At 48.8% G+C, this 592-nt stretch carries 1 pseudogene; it reads left to right on the top strand.

Annotation, left to right across the window (positions count from 1 at the left end):
• Positions 1–485 (top strand): annotated as a pseudogene (locus GOB58_RS12885) (IS6 family transposase); the annotation flags it as partial.
• Positions 486–592 lie beyond the last annotated feature (107 nt).

Genomic DNA, 592 nt, shown 5'->3' with positions numbered 1-592 from the left:
GTCCCGGCTTTTCTCGCAGATGGCGTGTTGATGAGACTTACATTAAGGTGAAAGGTCAGTGGAGTTATTTGTACCGGGCCGTTGATAAGGACGGTGATACAATTGATTTCTATATCTCACCCACACGGAACGCCACAGCTGCCAGACGCTTCCCGGGCAAGGCCGTAAACGGTCTGAAGGTCTGGGAAAAGCCAGAGACGATCAATACAGACAAAGCACCGACCTATGGCATAGCGATCAGCGAGCTCAGGAAGGATGGTAAATTGCCTGACACGGTGTAGCTCCGTCAGGTCAAATATCTGAACAATGTGATCGAGGCCGATCACGGCAAACTCAGGCAGTTGATCAGGCCGGCTCGTAGCTTCAAAACTGCCTATGCGACCATCAAAGGTTTTGAAGTCATGCAGGCACTGAAAAAGGGACTGGCTAAATTCTTCCAGTTCCAGGAGGGTATCATGAGAGAAGTGCGCCTTATTGAAAGATAGTTCGGAATTTATACATCTTAAAAAAACCGAAAATCAGAGCCCCATCAGCTTCTTCCAACTTTGCAACAGAGCCGTCCTGAGCCTAGAGGGTGTTATGCACTTTGCGT

Source organism: Acetobacter thailandicus (genome assembly GCF_011516655.1).
GTDB lineage: Bacteria > Pseudomonadota > Alphaproteobacteria > Acetobacterales > Acetobacteraceae > Acetobacter > Acetobacter thailandicus.
Note: the sequence above shows the minus strand (reverse complement) of the source record. Positions and strands in the feature narration are given on the sequence as shown.